This is a genomic window from Colwellia sp. MB3u-41 (genome assembly GCF_014076845.1).
In the GTDB taxonomy this organism is placed as follows: domain Bacteria; phylum Pseudomonadota; class Gammaproteobacteria; order Enterobacterales; family Alteromonadaceae; genus Colwellia_A.
This window is the reverse complement of sequence record NZ_JACGUT010000079.1, coordinates 358,181-376,014: the sequence shown is the minus strand read 5'-3', so window position 1 is coordinate 376,014 and position 17,834 is coordinate 358,181. Positions and strand designations below refer to the sequence as shown.

Below are 17,834 nucleotides of genomic sequence, written 5' to 3'. Positions count from 1 at the left end.
CTTAACGTAATGTTCATACTCTTGTTAACTATAGGTTAAGTTACTGTTTTGTAACTGTTAATGTTTGTATTGTCTTTTATATTAACAAATATACACAAAAAAAGCAGATAAATTTGTTTGACTGAGTTGTTTCGTCTTGTGTTGTAAGGTAATGTGTGGTGCGTTGCTCGCCTACACGGTCGATGTATGCTATTATAGCGAGCTAGAAAGTTAAGAATTTTTTAAGAGTAATTAAAGAGCGATAAAGAGAGGTTTTTAAAATGAGTAAACCGATACAATCAATGGCGCTAACGGTTCCACGTAGCGGTAGTATTGAATCTTACATGCAGTCTGCTTATAGCATACCAATGCTTACTGCGCAGCGTGAGAATGAACTCGCCACTCGTTTATATTCAGAAAATGATTTGCAAGCGGCACAAGAGCTTATTATGTCGCATTTGCGTTTTGTTATTCATGTTGCTAAAGGTTACGCAGGTTATGGTTTACCTCAAGCTGATTTGATACAAGAAGGTAATGTTGGCTTGATGAAAGCGGTCAAACGTTTTAACCCAGAGGTTGGTGTTCGTTTAGTATCGTTTGCTGTTCACTGGATAAAAGCCGAAATTCATGAATTTGTTCTACGCAATTGGCGCATTGTCAAAGTAGCAACGACTAAGGCACAACGTAAGCTGTTTTTTAATCTTCGTAAAAATAAAAAACGTTTAGGTTGGTTTAGTAATGACGAAATTAATAATGTTGCAGAAACACTCGGTGTTACACCTAAAGATGTTTTAGAGATGGAATCTAGAATGAGTAACCAAGATCAGGCTTTTGAGTTGTCATCTGACGATGTCGATAACTCAGCGGGTGGTGGTTATTCGCCAGCATTGTACCTTGAAGATCATCAGTCAGACCTCGCTGTTCAGGTTGAAGACGAAAATCACTCGGCTCATGCTAACAAGCGTTTATCTAATGCTTTAGTCATTCTGGATGAGCGTAGCCAAGATATTATAAGAACTCGCTGGTTAACTGAAGATAAAACCACTTTGCAAGATTTAGCAAATAAATACCATATTTCAGCAGAGCGTGTAAGACAATTAGAAAAAAATGCCCTTAACAAGCTTAAAGGGTCTATGGCCGCTTAGTCTTTGTTATACAACATTGCATAAAAGACCGACGAAAGTCGGTTTTTTTATGGCTGAATTTTCAATAACCTTATTTATTAAGAAGTTATATATGGCTTGTACTGGTCAATATGACTGTTTTAACTATATTATCATTGATAATAATAGTCTTAATTATGACTTAATGTGTATAAAAAACATGCACATACCAAATTGATATTAATAATTCAAATAAAGTTACTAGCCAAGTGATATTAATTTGGTAGACTAACAGCCTAAAAATAATACTAATAACTAGATATGGAATCGCCTAGATGGAATCGAAGGCAAAGGCAGATGTTCTGGCATTACGTCAGCTTCCTAAATTAAGGTCCTTACTTAAAAAGTATCGTCAGGTTAAAGTTATGCAGTCGGGTTTGTTGCAATTGTCTGAATTGGCAAGCACCGTTACCGATATGGCAGCCTTTTACGCTGAGCTTAAATCGGTCATTAAAACTTTACTAACGACTGATAGTTTTCATATTACCCTCCTTAATACAGATCATAATCTAGAACTTGCGCATTGCCATAAGCCTGAAGAAATGCGCTTACTTGATCATTTAAAAGTGACTGATTGGCGAAAGTGCTTAACAGGTATCGTTTTTAATAATGAAAAGTCAATGCATTGTTCTGCCAAAGAACGTATAGCACTGGAGAAGTCAGGTGATATTTTTTTGTATGGTTCATCGTGTGTCGATTGGTTAGGAGTACCACTTAGACGGGGTAATCAGGTTATTGGTGTTCTTGCTTTGCAAAGTTATGATGACAAACTTTATTTTGATGTACGCGATTGTCAGTTACTTGAATTTATTGCGATTCACTTGGTTACCGCTATTGATCGTGTCCGTAGTCGTGAACTATTAGAAGAAAGTATTATCCAAAGAACACATAAATTAACAGAAGCCAACAAGCAGTTACAACTTGAAATTACAGAACGTAAAAAAGTAGTAAAAATGCACAAAGCATTGTTATCAATTTCAGAAATAACGGCTAACTCACAAGATATAGACTGCTTTTATCGCGCAATACATAAAGAAATCAATACATTACTTCCTGCAAAAAATTTATATATTGCCCTGTTAGATGATAGCGACAATGAAGAGCATTCAATCGTTACTTTTCCATACTATGATGATGAAAGAGTGTCTTCCCCTCTCCCTAGAATGTTAGGTTTTGGTTTGACAGAATTAGCGATAAAGGCGGTTTCTCCAACGTTAATTTCAGAAGGCGAAGTCTTCTATTTATCCGAACAAGGTGAAATAAGGAGCGAGCTCCTGACACTAGATTATCCTAAAAATAAAATGCCACAAGCATGGCTTGCCGCACCTTTAATGGCTGATGGAAAAATCTTTGGTATTTTAGCTATTCAGCATTATCACGACTCGCAAGCTTATCAACGGAGTGATTTAAAGCTAATGCGTTTTATTAGCCAACATGTAGATACAGCCATTTTACGTAAACGCTCTCAAGCTGAAATTAAAATAAATAATGAAGTATTAGAAAAAACAGTTAATCAACGCACACAAGAACTACAGGCAAGTAATCTAAATTTACGCATGCAAATCGACGAAAGAAGAAAAGCAGAAGCGCAACTCTATTATGAGGCCCATCATGATGGGCTTACTAAACTACCAAATAGAGCTATGTTTTCAGACAGGTTGAGCTATTCACTCCGACATTTAAAACGTCACCCTGATCAACGTTTTGCCGTATTATTTATTGATTTAGATCGTTTTAAAATGATCAACGATACACTCGGACATCATGCAGGAGATAAATTCCTTATCGAAATTGCGCTTCGGTTACAGGATTGTGTAAGAGATAATGATATTTTAGCGCGTTTAGGTGGCGATGAGTTTGTTATCTTACTTGACTCTTTGCAGTTACAAGAAGATATTGAAGAAGTTGCTTCTCGTATTATCACAGCAATAGCTAAACCTTTTAGTTTAGGTGGCCATACACTTTACTCTAACGCGAGTATAGGTATTGCACAATGTAGTAGTCATTATAAAGATTCTCATGAGATTTTACGTGATGCTGATGCTGCCATGTATCAAGCTAAAAATTTAGGACGTGGTCGTTATGTCTTTTTTGATGAAAGCATGCGAGAACAACTTATTGCGAGTATGACGTTAGAACAAGAATTACGTGTTGCTATTACCAAAGGTCAGTTTGAACTTCACTACCAACAAATTTCAAATTTATCACTGACTAATACGATTGGTTTTGAAGCGTTATTACGTTGGCAGCACCCTACTAAAGGGATATTAACGCCAAGTGATTTTTTATACATGGCTGAAGAAACAGGCATGATATTAGATATTGATGCTTGGGTAATTAAAGAAGTCAGTGAGCAATTGAAAAGTTGGCAACAAAGTAAAGACTATTATAATGCTTTTATCGGTATTAATTTGTCTGGACGTCATTTGATACAAGCTAACCAGCTTAATAAATTGATCAATCAAATTAAAGACACTAACATTGAACCTCATCGATTAATTCTCGAATTTAATGAATCAGCTTTTGCTCAGCAGAGTGAACTAGCGCTGAAAAATTTACGTCGGTTAAAAGATTTTGGTGTGAAACTCGCGCTAGATGATTACGGTGCAGGGGCGTCGTCGTTAAACTTCTTACATAACTATCCTTTTGAGTTTATCAAATTAGACCGAAGTTTTGTTCGCACACTTAATACCAACGATAAAAATTTGTCTTTGGTGAAGGCGCTGCATGATTTAGGTAGCAACTTTGGTTATCACTTAGTCGCAGAAGGTATAGAGTCAGAAGAAATGTTGAAAAAATTGCAGAACGTTGGTTGTGAGTTTGGTCAAGGCTATCATATAAGTCGCCCAATAAAAATGCCACGAATAATCAATGAAAGTGAAGTTATAGTTAAAGCCAGTGCTTAGCTTTTTGTCAATGATGAGTTATTTTTTACTGAAAAAACCTTCTATGCGAAGTGCTATACCTGTTGTTGTGGTGTAGCTGTCATCTTTTGACCACTCTAAAAATGGTTCGACTTCGAAATATAACCATTTTTGTAAAGCATTAAATCGATAGCGATAACTTAACGTATATTTATCAGTGAAAAATCCATATTCACCATTGCGCTCCCCTTCAACTTGCAAGCCAGTGACTGAAGCTGTATTTTTATCTAATTGATTTAAATAATAAAAGCCATGCTTCCAACGAATACCGCTAAACGATTGAGAACCACGAATAGTGTAATTTATTCTATACTGAGACTTTTCATCATGCTGGTAATTATATTCAAGAAATAATTTTGCGCCTAGACCATCATCTAAGAAATAATAGGTTGAAGGCTCGACTTTAACACCATGCTTTTCATTGAATGTATATAAGTGGCGTTGGCGTACTTTTGCAAAAATATCTCCACCAGAAATACCGATCCGAGTGTCTATTAAGCTGTCACTCTCTTTTTCAACAACATAACGCAGTGCTGCAGCGAAGCTTTCATCATTGATTTCAGGACGAGTACCTATTCCATCTAGTGGTAGTTGACTCTCTTCAACATCATCTTCATCTGAAAGGATCAAACTCATCTTGTCTTTAAAATGTGGTAATTTTACTTTTAATCTAAAGCGAGAATCGAATTCAGCTAAATTACGTGCTTTGGGTATCCAACCAAAACGTATTTTCGCTGTTGCTTTAGGTTCAATTTGTTGGCTATCAATATCGGTAAAAAAACTATCGAACCAAGTCGCTGATTGATAAACTGAGTTAGCGATAGTGTCGTGTACTTCTTGACTCCAATGTTCTTGCTCAAGTGTTTTTATAACAGGCCTTTTTGGCTGTCTGGAAGGTTTTTCTATTTGTCTTTCACTGTCCATGTTTTGATCTTGTGCAGCATTACTCTGAAAAGTAATGAATGTAACGCTGATCAACAAGAAGCAACTCAGGTAAACAAGGTGCTTTTTCTGCAAAGTTTGTCCTATCGCATTATTTTATCTATCAAAGGATGATTTTTCATATTAAAACTTTATAATGAATCCATTATAAATAATAGGGGTTTATCATGGGAAATATGGGTATTTGGCAATTATTAATTGTTGCGGTTATTATTGTTTTGTTATTCGGCACAAAAAAATTACGTAATTTGGGTGGTGACTTAGGTTCAGCCGTGAAAGGTTTTAAAAATGCGATGACTGATAGTACCGCTAAAAAAGAAGAAGAAACCGCAGAAAACATTGTTGATAAGTCTACCATGGCTGACGAGAACATTAAAAAAGCTGATGAGAAAATGACGACAAAAGAAAAAGATCAGGCGTAATTTATGTTTGATATTGGTTTTTGGGAACTTTCATTGATAGTGATAATTGGTTTAATCGTTTTAGGGCCGGAACGTTTACCCGTTGCTATTAGAACCGTACGAGGTTGGATAAGTGGTGTACGTAAGTTCAGTGAAAGCGTAAAAACTGAGCTTACTGAAGAATTACGTATTCAAGAGCTGCATGCTAATTTAAAAAAAGCAGAACAAGCAGATATGAAAAACTTATCGCCTGAAATTGCAGAGTCTTTAAAAACGTTACAAGAAGCCGCTGAAATGGTTAATCGTCCTTATCAACTTGATAAAAATAAAGAATCTGAAAATAGTTCTCCAGAAAATACTGTGCCAGAAAACATCGAAAAGAATGATCAGGTGACAAAAGAGACAGAAGTCACTGCTAACCTTTCATCTTTATCTTCATTAGCAAATAAAAAGTAATACGCATGAACTCTTCAGCAAGTAGCTACACTTTATTTGATCATTTACTCGAATTACGCAGCCGATTATTGAACGTTGTAGTGGGAGTATTGGTTGTTTTTTTAGGTTTGTTCTATTTCGCTAATGAAATTTATGAATATGTTTCCAAACCCTTAATGGAAACTTTACCAGAAGGTGGGCAAATGATTGCAACAGATGTTGCTTCATCGTTCTTCGCGCCTTTTAAATTGACCATGGTACTGTCTATTTTTATTGCTATGCCTTTTATTCTTTATCAAATTTGGGCTTTCATTGCCCCCGGACTATATAAGAATGAAAAACGCTTAGTTATCCCGCTGATGTTTGGCAGTACTTTATTATTTTATGGTGGAATTGCTTTTGTGTATTATGTTGTTTTTCCGATAATATTTGCATTTTTTACCTCTGTAGCACCAGAAGGGGTAAATATTGCTACCGACATTACCAGTTATCTAGATTTTGTTCTAAAATTATTTTTTGCTTTTGGCATTGTTTTTGAAATACCCATTGTTATTATTCTATTGTGTTGGACGGGTTTTACGGATCCTGACAGCCTAAGGGCAAAAAGACCCTATGTGGTTGTTGGTGCTTTTGTGGTCGGTATGTTATTAACACCACCCGATATTATTTCGCAAACTTTGTTAGCAGTACCTATGTTGTTATTGTTTGAATTAGGCGTATTCATAGCTGCGATATATCAGAAAAAAAACGACTCAGAAGAAACTTAGTTTGATGAAATTGGATAGCTAATGATAGATATTGGCGTTAATTTAACAAATGCGCGTTTTGACAAAGACCGTGATGCCTTAATTGTGCGCGCTAAGTCTGCGGGAATTAAGGCTATGTTGGTAACAGGAACAAATATTTTTGAAAGCCATAAAGCGGCGTTATTATCTGAACAGTATCCTGATTATCTTTATTCTACAGCCGGCGTTCACCCACACGATGCTGACAATGTTAGTGACACCTACCTAGAAGAAATTAGGGCCTTAGCGAAAAATAAAGCCGTAAAAGCGATTGGTGAATGTGGCTTAGACTTTAACCGTAATTTTTCTGCTCCCAAGCAACAAGAAAAAGTATTTGCTGAGCAAGTTGCTTTAGCAGCAGAGCTTCAACTTCCGCTTTTTCTTCATCAGCGCGATGCTTTTTCTGCATGGTTTCAATTACTCTCACCTTATCTAGACTCTGTTCCTGCCATGGTCTCTCATTGTTTTACTGGCAATGGTGATGAATTAAATCGATGTTTATCGGCAGGTATGTATATAGGCATTACTGGTTGGGTATGTGACGAACGTCGTGGAAAGTCATTACAAGCGCTTATTCCATCGATCCCTCTCAGTCGTTTAATGATTGAAACAGATGCGCCATATTTGACGCCTAGAACCATTAGACCTAAACCAAAAAGTAGCCGAAATGAACCAAGTTACTTACCTCATGTCATAGAAAAAGTTGCTCAATTGTACCAATGCAGTATCGACGAGGTTATTAAGGCCAGCAGTGAAAATGCTCGAAAAGTTTTCAACTTAGGCGAGCCAAAATGACTATACGACTGAATCGCTTAATAACACCTCTTTTTATTATCCCCTTTTTATCTGCTGTGTTAGCTTTGATAAACGTCGTGTTGCAATTCTCATGGATAGCCTTATCGATATTTATACTGACATTTATCACGTTGTCGCTAAACCTCCAACAGCACAAGCAAGTTACAAATCATGATATCGACAGTACTGAAAATCAGCCTGCGGAAGAACATCACGAATTAGAAAGTAAAGTACAAGAACGTACGTTAGAACTCAATATAGCGTTGCAAGAGCTTGAAGAAATGAATAAAGAACTTCAAGAAAAAAATACCCTAGATGACCTAACGGGTTTATATAATCGCCGCTTTTACGATCAAAAAATTCTTGCTGAATATCGACGAAGTCGCCGTAATTTAACCCCGTTAAGTTTAGTCGTTATTGATGTAGATCATTTCAAAAAAGTAAATGATAAATATGGTCATTTAGCGGGTGATGAATGTTTAGTAGCTGTTTCTACTTGTATTAAACAATGTTTACGACGCAGTGCAGATATTAGCTGTCGTTATGGTGGTGAAGAGTTTTGCTTAATATTACCCGAAACCGATAGTAAAGGTGCGCTAGCGTTTGCTGAGGAATTAAGAGAAAGTATTGCTAATTGTCAAATCAACTACAATAACACCATCATAAAGTTAACCATTAGTTGTGGTATTAGCACCTATTTACAACAAAAAAATGTACAACTAGAGCACTTATTTACAGCGGCTGATAAGGCCTTGTATCAAGCTAAAAATAATGGTCGCAATCAAGTAAAGCAACAAGATTTTGCAGAAATAAGTACAACGTAAATTTTTGCTAACCTACACACTTATTTAACTATTTAGGAATATGGCTATGAGTAATGCCTTTGGACAATTTCCCGCCCGTCGAATGCGTCGAATGCGCCGCGATGACTTTTCGCGTCGTTTAATGTCAGAAAACCAATTAACGGTTAACGATCTTATTTATCCAGTTTTTGTACTTGAGGGTGAAAATCAGCGAGAAACCATTGACTCTATGCCAGGCGTTGAACGTAAAAGCATTGATTTATTATTGGAAGAGGCACAAGAGCTCGTTGATTTAGGTATACCAGCTATTGCTATTTTCCCTGTCACCCCTGCTAATAAAAAGTCATTGATGGCTGAAGAATCTTATAACCCTGAGGGATTAGCTCAACGCACTGTTCGTGCTTTAAAAGCTAATTTTCCTGAATTAGGGGTAATAACCGATGTTGCTCTTGACCCATTCACGACTCATGGCCAAGACGGTATTCTTGGTAAAAAGGGTAAAGATGAAGGTTATGTATTAAATGACATGACTAAAGAAATTTTAGTGAAACAGGCATTATCACATGCACAAGCGGGTGCAGATGTTGTTGCTCCTTCAGATATGATGGACGGCCGTGTAGGTGCTATTCGTGAAGAGTTAGAAAATAAAGGTTTTGTAAATACGCGTATTTTGGCTTATTCAGCGAAATATGCCTCTAACTATTATGGTCCTTTTCGTGATGCTGTTGGCTCTGCCAGTAATATTCAAGGGGGCAACAAGTATTCATATCAAATGGACCCTGCAAACAGCGACGAAGCTTTACATGGAGTGGCTCAAGATATTGCCGAAGGTGCTGATATGGTCATGGTAAAACCGGGCATGCCTTATTTGGATATTGTCCGCCGTGTAAAAGATACCTTTCAAGTACCAACATATGCTTATCAAGTCAGTGGTGAATATGCCATGCATATGGCCGCTATTCAAAATGGCTGGTTAGCTGAAAAACCTTGTGTCATGGAAGGATTATTAGCCTTTAAACGCGCAGGTGCGGATGGTATTTTAACTTATTTTGCCAAGAAAGTGGCTTACTGGTTGAAAGAGCAATAAATTTTTGAGTAAAAATATATAGGCAAACGACTTGTTCTAATGGCTAAGTCCTTTAGCTGATAGAATAAGTCGACTTATTTTTATAAAATCGAGTATTAATGCCCAGCTACAAACAGTCATTATTTTCACTTCATAGCGCGGTCTTTCTTTTTGCTATATCGGGTCTTTTTGCCAAATGGCTTAATATGCCTGCCAGTCATATTGTTTTCGGTCGTGCGGTCTTTGCTGCAGCGGCTATTGCCCTTTTTGTTTTATTCATTAAAAAGCAGTCATTAAAAGTAGAAAACTCACTATTGCTTCCGCTCGCCTTTACCGGTTTAGTGCTCGCTTTTCATTGGGGGAGTTTTTTTTATGCTATTCAAGTCTCAAGTGTTGCAATAGGTCTGATCACTTTTGCAAGCTTCCCTGTTTTTGTTAGTTTTTTAGAACCGTTGTTTTTCAAGGAAAAATTCCATTATCAGGCGCTAATACAAGCCTTATTGACTATTGTCGGTATCTTATTTATTTTACCATTGGGTCACTTAAGTGTTGGCGATATTAATGGCGTTATATGGGGAATGGCATCCGCACTTAGCTTTGCACTGCTAACATTATTGAACCGAAAATTTGTTGCTAAAATATCGGCTAAAAAAGTTGCGTTTTATCAGAATGGCTCGGCAACAATCTGCTTATTACCCTTAATGTTTTTGTATCCGATCACTATATCCTTTCAGCAGTTATCTGTTTTAATTATTTTAGGCGTCGTTTTTACCGCTGTTGCTCACACATTATTTAATCATTCATTAAAAGTTGTTAAAGCGCAAACAGCAAGTATTGCGGTAAGTTTAGAGCCTATATATGGTTCAATAGCAGCGTATTATCTTTTAGAAGAAAAAATAACGTTAATGATGGTCATTGGCGGAGGAATAGTAATTCTTACTAATGTTTGGGCAACTAGAACTAATCGTTAAGACTTATCGAGTGTTTCACAAAATATATTCAGTGATACGTTCACCTGTTTTAAATGAACGCTTTCTTGTAGAAGTTCGTCAGCAATAAGTGGATGTTGTGCAAGCCATGTTGTTGGCAAACATAAATTAATAATTTCACCCTCTTTATTTTTAATAATAGTTGTCTGATACTCGGGTAATGCATCATCTTTACGGCGTCGACAAAGAATAATGGCTAAGCGTAATATCACCAAAAGATAGCTCGCTTGTTGAAAGCTCCCCCCTGTTTGACTCCTCAGCAGTTCAAGATCAATCTCACCTTTATGCAACAAGACTAAGGCGACTAATAACTGCCGTTCAACTTGATCAAAACCGGGTAAATCAGCATTTTTTAATATATAGGCACCATGTTGTTGGTGCTGTTTAAAGGCTAATAACAACCCAATCTCATGCAAGTCACCTGCTGCATTTAATATAGCTAAACTGTTATTCTCGTCTAATTCCCAAAAAACTTTATAGGTGTGAAACAAGCTTGTCGCTAGTTTGTTTATGCGTTTGGCGTGTTGGCTATCAATATGAAATTTCTCAGTAAGAGAATTAATGGTGTTTTGCCTGATATCAACGTCAGTATTTTCAGGGAGCATGCTATAAAGAAGACCTTCACGAAGCGCGCCACTTGATAGTTGAATTTTTTCAATGGAAAAACTTTCAACAAGTGCTATTAATATAGCGACACCACTGGCTATTACAGGGGAGCGATCCCGGGTAAGCCCATCAATTTTAATCTTACTCATCGTTTTACATTCAATTAATTGTTGTTGAATCGTTTGTAAAAAAAGTAAGTCAATTCCGGTTGTTTTATGGCTGTGCTGTTGAATTTCAGTAAGCGCTTGCATCGTACCTGAGCCACTTAATACTAACTTCCAGCCCGTGTTTTTAAAACGTGCAATGAAAGGTGCAATCGTTTTTTTTGCAGCAGAAATAGCGTGTGAAAAATTTTTAGTAGATAACCTATCATCAGAGAAGTAGCGGTTATTAAAGGTGACACAACCGATATTTAAGCTTTCAACTTGTTTGGTAATAAAACCGTCACCTAAAATAAGTTCAGTGCTTGCTCCACCAATATCAATAACAAAGCGTTGTTTAGCACCAAAGCTGGTATGTGCGACACCTAAATAAATATTCTCAGCTTCTTGTTTGCCACTGAGTAAGTTTATTTTATGGCCTAAGATTTTATTCGCTTGTGATAAAAAATTATCGCGATTTGCAGCAAGACGTAATGTTGCTGTAGCAACGATACGAATATTTTCTTGGGGAATATCTTGTAGGCGTTCAGCAAAGAAACTTAAGCATTCAAGCCCACGGGCAATAGCGGTTTCGCTAAGTTGATTATGTGAATTTAAACCGGAGGCTAAACGTACTTTCCGCTTAACTTTGTCGACTACCTGAATACTGTTGGCCAGTTGTCGGGTGATCAGCATATGAAAGCTGTTTGAACCTAAGTCGATCACCGCATAAAGAGGCGTTGAAATCTCAGTATGGGTGACCGTCATTTTATGCTAGTACCGACGCTGGTTGTTACCACCGGATCTGCCACGATTTTGCCCACCATTTTGAGGCTTATGGCGACGAGGACGAGGCTTAGGGGTAGGAAAGTCAGTTAATAAAGCATCTGGATTATATTTACTTACTGGTAAGGCATGTTCAATATAAGTTTCGATAGGAGGCAAGTTAAAAACATAACCTTCACACGCAAAACTAATAGCGTGTCCAGTTGCGCCTGCGCGGCCAGTTCGGCCTATACGGTGTACATAATCTTCACAATCATCAGGTAAATCATAATTAAAGACATGACTAACACTAGGAATATGTAAACCACGAGCAGCAACATCAGTGGCAACAAGAATGTCTAATTCTCCAGCACTGAATTGCTCAAGAATTTTTAAACGTTTCTTTTGTGGCACATCGCCAGTTAATAAACCAACACGGATTTTGTCTATTTCTAAATGTGAATAGACCTTTTCACAAACATGTTTGGTATTGGCAAAGATGATTGCTTTTTCAGGCCATTCTTCTTCAATTAATGTTTGCAATAATGCCATTTTATCTTCATTGGAAGGATAAAATAATTCTTCAGAAATACGGGTGTTTGTTTTTTGTTCTGGTGCAATTTCAACACTTTCTGGCTCATTCATGTGTTCAAATGCGAGTTCTTTAACACGAAAAGATAAAGTCGCTGAGAACAACATACTTAAACGTGCTGTTGCAGCAGGCATGCGATTAAACATATATCGTATGTCTTTAATAAAACCTAAATCAAACATACGATCGGCTTCATCAAGCACAACAACTTCAATGTTATTAAGGTTATAAATGCCTTGCTTCATGTAATCAAGTAAACGACCACAGGTACCAATTAGAATGTCAACGCCAGCTTCAAGCTCTAAACGTTGGCTTTCATAGCCTTCACCACCATAAACTACGCCTAAACGTAATCCGGTGCTTTTTGCCATCTCTTTCGCATCACGATGAATTTGTACAGCTAATTCACGCGTTGGTGCCATGATCAAAGCACGGGGTTGATTATGCTTAGGATCTGGTTTTTGTAATAAGTGATGAAAGGTTGCAGCTAAAAAGGCGATTGTTTTACCTTCGCCTGTTTGTGCTTGGCCTGCAATATCAGTACCTTTCAATAAAATGGGCAACGATTGCTCTTGTATCGAAGTGCAATACTCAAAGCCCATGGCGTCAAGACCGGCGACAACTTTTGTGTCGAGGTTAAGTTCTGAGAACTTAGTTTCAGTTAAGTGTGTTTTATTCATGCGCACAGCTTAACAGGTTATATAGTTAATAAAAAACGGTATCGAGCAAATGTATTCATAAATAATAAATTAATGTTATAAATAGCTAACAGTTATAAGATCAAAGTTGGTAATTCATTATGATGGCGTTATAATCGTCAGCAATTGGCAAAATGCCACACTTTAACGGAGATACACATGAGCGATAAAATTGTTCAGTTAACAGATGACAGTTTCGATACTGACGTAATTACCGCCTCAGGCCTTATATTAGTAGACTTTTGGGCTGAGTGGTGTGGTCCTTGTAAAATGATTGCACCTTTATTGAATGACATAGCAGAAGAATATGCTGGTCAAGTAACGGTTGGTAAATTAAATATTGACCAAAACTCTGCAACACCACCTAAATACGGTATTCGTGGTATTCCTACGTTGTTATTATTTAAAGATGGTGTTGTTGCTGATACTAAAGTTGGCGCATTATCTAAAACTCAATTAAAAGAGTTTATTGATAACAATTTATAATTTAGATAAAAGGTTCGTATTTACGAACCTTTTTTGTATATTTACGTTAATAATTAAGAAGAAAGCTAACAGATCAAATTTTGATCCTTTACCTGATTAAAATTTAGTGCTAAATTTAGCTTTCTAATGAACTACATTTCAAACCAAACTCCAATTTCAATGATGCCAACAGGCAAACTCACTTCAACATAAATAGTTAAAGAACCCCACTATGAACCTGATCGAACTTAAAGAAAAACCAATAAGCGAACTTGTTGAGCTTGCCACATCCATGAAGCTTGATAATTTAGGCCGAAACCGTAAACAAGACATTATTTTTGCTATATTAAATGCCCATGCAGAAGGTGATAATGACATTTTCGGTGGCGGTGTTTTAGAAATTTTACAAGACGGCTTTGGTTTTTTACGTTCTTCAGATTCTTCGTATTTGGCAGGGCCTGATGATATCTATGTTTCACCGAGTCAAATTCGCCGTTTTAGTATGCGTACCGGTGATACTATTCATGGAAAAATCCGCCCACCTAAAAAAGGTGAGCGTTACTTTGCCTTATTAAAAGTTGCTGAAGTTAATTTTGACAAGCCTGAAAATGTTCGCAATAAAATATTATTTGAAAATTTAACCCCTATTCATCCTGATGAGCGTTTGATCATGGAACGTGGTAATGGTTCAACTGAAGATATTACCGCACGTGTTTTAGATTTAGCTTCTCCCATTGGTAAAGGGCAACGTGGTTTAATTGTTGCTCCACCAAAGGCAGGTAAAACGTTATTATTACAAAATATTGCGCAAAGTATTGCTCATAACCATCCTGATGCCGAGTTAATGGTATTACTTATTGATGAGCGTCCTGAAGAAGTAACAGAGATGCAGCGCTTGGTAAAAGGTGAAGTTATTGCATCAACCTTTGACGAACCCGCTAATCGTCATGTACAAGTAGCTGAAATGGTTATTGAGAAGGCGAAACGTTTAGTAGAACATAAAAAAGATGTTGTTATTTTACTTGATTCAATTACACGTTTAGCTCGAGCTTATAATACTGTTATTCCATCATCAGGTAAGATCCTAACGGGTGGTGTTGATGCTAATGCTTTACATCGTCCAAAACGTTTTTTTGGTGCAGCACGTAATATTGAACACGGTGGCAGCTTAACGATTATCGCAACCGCGCTAGTAGAAACAGGTTCTAAGATGGACGAAGTTATTTACGAAGAATTTAAAGGTACCGGTAACATGGAATTACACCTTTCTCGTAAAGTGTCTGAAAAACGTGTTTTCCCTGCTATCAACATTAACCGCAGTGGTACGCGTCGCGAAGAATTGATCACTAAGCCTGCAGAATTACAGAAAATGTGGATTTTACGTAAAATTGTTCATGAAATGGATGAAGTTGGTGCTATTGAGTTTCTTATCGATAAATTAGCAATGACTAAAACCAATAACGAATTTTTTGATTCTATGAAACGTAAATAGTTTATTGGTCGCTCATTCACATACGTGTGATGGCGATATATCGTACATCTTGTACATAAACGCCAGCGTTAGCAATAACTTCTGGCGTTTTTTATTAGAAAATCAAGCCAAATTATTAAGCGGGTAAGTGATTAAAGTTTATGAAATATAGTGACTTAAGAGACTTTATAAAACAGCTAGAAAAAGTAGGCCAGCTCAAACGTATTTCTCAACCTATTTCTACTGATTTAACCATGACCGAAATTAGCGATCGTACTCTACGTGCTGAAGGTCCAGCATTATTATTTGAAAATCCTGTTGATAAAAACGGTGTACCACATGGTATGCCTGTTTTAACTAATTTGTTCGGTACACCTGATCGTGTCGCACTTGCCATGGGGCAGCCAGATGTGCATGCGCTGCGTGACGTGGGTAAACTACTTGCGATGTTAAAAGAGCCTGAGCCCCCTAAAGGTTTTCGTGATGCAATTAGTAAAATTCCGGTCTATAAGCAAGTCCTTAACATGCCGGTAAAAATGATTAAAAAACCGTTGTGCCAACAAGAGGTCATTTCGGGTGATGACGTAGATTTAACAAAATTACCTATTCAAAAATGTTGGCCAGGAGATGTGGCACCATTAATTACTTGGGGTTTAACGGTTACACGTGGTCCTCATAAAGAACGTCAAAATTTAGGTATTTATCGTCAGCAATTAATCAGTAAAAATAAAATCATTATGCGTTGGTTATCACATCGTGGTGGTGCATTAGATTTTCAAGAATTTAAACAAACAAACCCCGGTGAAAAATATCCTATATCTGTTGCTTTAGGGGCTGATCCCGCCACTATATTAGGCGCGGTAACGCCTGTGCCTGATACCTTGTCAGAGTATGCTTTTGCGGGTTTATTACGTGGTGCAAAAACCGAAGTAGCCAAATGTATTAGCAACGATTTAGAAGTACCAGCGACGGCTGAGATTATTTTAGAGGGCTATTTAGACCCCACAGAAGTGGCTCCAGAAGGACCATATGGGGATCACACTGGCTATTATAACGAAGTTGATAACTTCCCAGTAATGACGGTAACGCATATTACACATCGCAAAGATCCTATTTATCACAGTACTTACACGGGACGTCCGCCTGATGAACCTGCAATTCTAGGCGTGGCATTGAACGAAGTTTTTGTTCCTATTTTGCAAAAACAATTTCCTGAAATTCAAGATTTTTATTTACCACCAGAGGGTTGCTCATATCGCTTAGCCATTGTCACGATTAAAAAGCAATATGCGGGTCATGCAAAACGGGTAATGATGGGCGTTTGGTCATTCTTACGTCAATTTATGTATACTAAGTTTGTTATTGTTTGTGATGATGATATTAATGCGCGTGATTGGAAAGATGTAATTTGGGCAATGACTACACGAATGGATCCAAGTCGTGATACGGTATTAATTGAAAACACGCCAATCGACTACCTAGATTTTGCATCTCCAGTTTCTGGCTTAGGCTCAAAAATGGGACTGGATGCAACAAACAAATGGCCTGGTGAAACAAATCGGGAATGGGGTGAGCCTATTGTGATGACTGAAAAAATTAAAACTGACGTTGATAATATTTGGGATGAACTCAATATTTTTCCAACCTCCAATGAAAAAAATTAATAATGGCTATCTTGAACAAGTTTCAAGAACTAAAAAATGAAAGGTTTAAATAAATGAATAAAATTACGTGTCAGGTAGAGTCATTAACATCACTGACAGAGTTTGTTTATAAGGCGCTATTAAAGCCAAGTGAGCAAGTCGATTTTCAAGCAGGACAATATTTGAATTTTGTGTTGAGTGACGATGATAAACGTCCGTTCTCTATTGCTAGTGCGCCTGATGCCGCATTAATTGAATTACAAATCGGTGCTTCTGGCGCTGACAGTTATCCAATGCAAGTTATTGAGCATATCAAAGCAAACAATACAGTAACCATTGAAATGCCTCTAGGTAATGCACAACTTCGCAGCGAAAGTGAACGTCCGCTATTATTATTGGCCGGAGGCACAGGGTTCTCTTATATAAAATCAATGTATGAACTTTTAGCTGCGCAAAAGTCATCACGAAAAGTTGTGGTATATTGGGGCTTACGTGATCAAAGTGCTTGTTATGAGCTTGAAAAAACAGCTAAAATCATTTCAAGTTTAGAAAATGGTGCTTTTCATCCGGTTGTAGAGAATCCAGATGACAATTGGCAAGGGCAAGTTGGTATGGTTCACCACGTTGTGATGCAGGATATTCATAATTTAGGCGATTATGATATTTACCTAGCAGGTCGTTTTGACATGGTGGGAGCGGTTCGCACTGACTTTTTAGCGAAAGGCGCTTTAGTTGAACATATGTTTGCTGATGCTTTCGCCTACATTTAATGTAAAATAACATGTTCACGTAAATAAACCCAAAAAAGCTATCACTATGATGGCTTTTATTATTTAAGAGTAAAATTAATGAGTAAAAATACCGAAGGTCAAGTATTGAAAAATATGGCGACAGATATAGGGCGAGGTCAGATTAAAGATAACTTCTTTGCTGCTATTGTTACCTCTAAAGTTTATAAACTGCAGGTGGTGCAGGCTAAAAAAGGTAAAGGGTCATTCAAACGTAGCAGCAAACATCAAGGTAGAGAACCTTATTTAATCAATGCTTAGTACGTTAGCATTGATTAAATAAGGCTTTTAAAATTTACTGGCAGTTCAGCTAAAGGGTAAACCTGAGACGAACAATAGCGAAGAAATAACGATTATTTCTTCGCTATTTTTTTTACATCTAAA

17 protein-coding genes are annotated in these 17,834 nt (G+C 37.2%); 14 read left to right on the top strand and 3 right to left on the bottom strand.

What is annotated here, in order from left to right; all coding sequences use genetic code 11:
• Positions 1–260: 260 nt before the first annotated feature.
• Positions 261–1,124 carry an RNA polymerase sigma factor RpoH gene (gene rpoH / locus H4J73_RS12900; RefSeq protein WP_182178684.1) on the top strand — a complete coding sequence of 288 codons (864 nt, stop codon included), beginning with the start codon at positions 261–263 and terminating at the stop codon, positions 1,122–1,124.
• A 293-nt stretch (positions 1,125–1,417) separates the two neighbouring features.
• Positions 1,418–4,048 (top strand): EAL domain-containing protein, encoded by a 2,631-nt coding sequence (locus H4J73_RS12895; RefSeq protein WP_182178682.1) that lies wholly within the window; start codon positions 1,418–1,420, stop codon positions 4,046–4,048.
• 18 nt (positions 4,049–4,066) lie between these two features.
• On the opposite strand, the gene H4J73_RS12890 is transcribed toward H4J73_RS12895, so the two are convergent.
• The gene (locus H4J73_RS12890; RefSeq protein ID WP_182178681.1) at positions 4,067–5,083 is read right to left on the bottom strand and encodes a hypothetical protein; all 1,017 of its coding nucleotides are present in this window, start codon (positions 5,081–5,083) and stop codon (positions 4,067–4,069) included.
• A gap of 92 nt (positions 5,084–5,175) precedes the next feature.
• Between H4J73_RS12890 and tatA the strand changes: the two genes are divergently transcribed.
• The 7 genes from tatA to H4J73_RS12855 all read left to right on the top strand — a co-directional run bounded on the left by tatA (position 5,176) and on the right by H4J73_RS12855 (position 10,264).
• Positions 5,176–5,430, top strand: a complete 255-nt coding sequence (gene tatA, locus H4J73_RS12885; protein WP_182178679.1) for a Sec-independent protein translocase subunit TatA — start codon at positions 5,176–5,178, stop codon at positions 5,428–5,430.
• Between the two features lie 3 nt (positions 5,431–5,433).
• Positions 5,434–5,865 carry a Sec-independent protein translocase protein TatB gene (gene tatB, locus H4J73_RS12880; protein WP_182223255.1) on the top strand — a complete coding sequence of 144 codons (432 nt, stop codon included), beginning with the start codon at positions 5,434–5,436 and terminating at the stop codon, positions 5,863–5,865.
• A gap of 5 nt (positions 5,866–5,870) precedes the next feature.
• The gene (tatC, locus tag H4J73_RS12875) at positions 5,871–6,611 is read left to right on the top strand and encodes a twin-arginine translocase subunit TatC (protein WP_182178674.1); all 741 of its coding nucleotides are present in this window, start codon (positions 5,871–5,873) and stop codon (positions 6,609–6,611) included.
• Between the two features lie 21 nt (positions 6,612–6,632).
• Positions 6,633–7,424 (top strand): TatD family hydrolase, encoded by a 792-nt coding sequence (locus H4J73_RS12870; RefSeq protein ID WP_182178672.1) that lies wholly within the window; start codon positions 6,633–6,635, stop codon positions 7,422–7,424.
• Positions 7,421–8,248, top strand: a complete 828-nt coding sequence (locus tag H4J73_RS12865; protein WP_182178670.1) for a GGDEF domain-containing protein — start codon at positions 7,421–7,423, stop codon at positions 8,246–8,248. Before H4J73_RS12870 ends, H4J73_RS12865 begins: the two co-directional genes overlap by 4 nt.
• Positions 8,249–8,294: 46 nt before the next feature.
• Positions 8,295–9,314: a porphobilinogen synthase gene (hemB, locus tag H4J73_RS12860; RefSeq protein ID WP_182223254.1), complete on the top strand. Its 1,020-nt coding sequence runs from the start codon at positions 8,295–8,297 to the stop codon at positions 9,312–9,314.
• Between the two features lie 98 nt (positions 9,315–9,412).
• On the top strand, positions 9,413–10,264 hold the full coding sequence (locus tag H4J73_RS12855; protein WP_182178666.1) for a DMT family transporter: 852 nt from the start codon (positions 9,413–9,415) through the stop codon (positions 10,262–10,264).
• On the opposite strand, the gene H4J73_RS12850 is transcribed toward H4J73_RS12855, so the two are convergent.
• Together H4J73_RS12850 and rhlB are read right to left on the bottom strand one after the other, a co-directional pair.
• The gene (locus H4J73_RS12850) at positions 10,261–11,796 is read right to left on the bottom strand and encodes a guanosine-5'-triphosphate,3'-diphosphate pyrophosphatase (RefSeq protein WP_182178665.1); all 1,536 of its coding nucleotides are present in this window, start codon (positions 11,794–11,796) and stop codon (positions 10,261–10,263) included. The two genes, H4J73_RS12855 and H4J73_RS12850, sit on opposite strands and share 4 nt — an antisense overlap.
• A gap of 6 nt (positions 11,797–11,802) precedes the next feature.
• Complete coding sequence (rhlB, locus tag H4J73_RS12845) at positions 11,803–13,065, bottom strand: ATP-dependent RNA helicase RhlB (protein ID WP_182178663.1); 1,263 nt, start codon at positions 13,063–13,065, stop codon at positions 11,803–11,805.
• Between the two features lie 177 nt (positions 13,066–13,242).
• Here rhlB and trxA point away from each other — a divergent pair, with 177 nt between their 5' ends.
• From trxA to arfA, 5 genes are all read left to right on the top strand, one after another.
• Positions 13,243–13,569, top strand: a complete 327-nt coding sequence (trxA, locus tag H4J73_RS12840) for a thioredoxin TrxA (RefSeq protein WP_182178661.1) — start codon at positions 13,243–13,245, stop codon at positions 13,567–13,569.
• A 211-nt stretch (positions 13,570–13,780) separates the two neighbouring features.
• Positions 13,781–15,040: a transcription termination factor Rho gene (gene rho, locus H4J73_RS12835; RefSeq protein WP_182178659.1), complete on the top strand. Its 1,260-nt coding sequence runs from the start codon at positions 13,781–13,783 to the stop codon at positions 15,038–15,040.
• 140 nt (positions 15,041–15,180) lie between these two features.
• Complete coding sequence (gene ubiD / locus H4J73_RS12830; RefSeq protein ID WP_182178657.1) at positions 15,181–16,683, top strand: 4-hydroxy-3-polyprenylbenzoate decarboxylase; 1,503 nt, start codon at positions 15,181–15,183, stop codon at positions 16,681–16,683.
• A 53-nt stretch (positions 16,684–16,736) separates the two neighbouring features.
• Complete coding sequence (fre, locus tag H4J73_RS12825) at positions 16,737–17,432, top strand: NAD(P)H-flavin reductase (RefSeq protein WP_182178655.1); 696 nt, start codon at positions 16,737–16,739, stop codon at positions 17,430–17,432.
• A gap of 78 nt (positions 17,433–17,510) precedes the next feature.
• Positions 17,511–17,711: an alternative ribosome rescue factor ArfA gene (gene arfA, locus H4J73_RS12820; protein WP_182178653.1), complete on the top strand. Its 201-nt coding sequence runs from the start codon at positions 17,511–17,513 to the stop codon at positions 17,709–17,711.
• The last annotated feature ends 123 nt before the right edge of the window (positions 17,712–17,834 follow it).